1 protein-coding gene is annotated in these 401 nt (G+C 34.4%); it reads right to left on the bottom strand.

The features are described from left to right. Positions 1-162: 162 nt before the first annotated feature. A partial coding sequence (locus L977_RS24775; protein WP_197061806.1) for a hypothetical protein occupies positions 163-401 on the bottom strand: 239 nt, incomplete at its 5' end.

The raw sequence follows: 401 nt of genomic DNA, 5'->3' as shown, positions 1-401 counted from the left end.
GAACATACCAATCATTGCTAAAAAATAATACGAAAAAGGCCCTCACTTAATTGTGGGGCTTTCTTTGTTCGGTATCATTTCATCTTTTTCACTAACATGTTGACTTCCTCTATTATTAGATCGTTAAGTTTCCTCATCGTGTTCTCTTGCGATTCTGTCAACTTAGGCTTGTTTTTCAGCTTCAACTCTTCGTTGATTTTTTTCACTAATTCGTTGTTCTTCAAGTGATTTCTCCTTAGCTTGCCTTATATGCTCATATTTTGCTTTCTCTTGCGTTTTAAGCTCTTGTTCATATAATTGTGCCACAATATCATTAAAGCCCTTATCTGCCCTTTTATGAGCCTTTTGAATCAATACGATACTTCTAGTTGTGTCGTCTGTTAAAATAAAGATAAATGTTC

This window comes from Enterobacter sp. ZOR0014, from assembly GCF_000798855.1.
GTDB lineage: Bacteria > Pseudomonadota > Gammaproteobacteria > Enterobacterales > Enterobacteriaceae > Enterobacter > Enterobacter kobei.
This window is presented reverse-complemented; position numbering and strand designations above follow the sequence as displayed.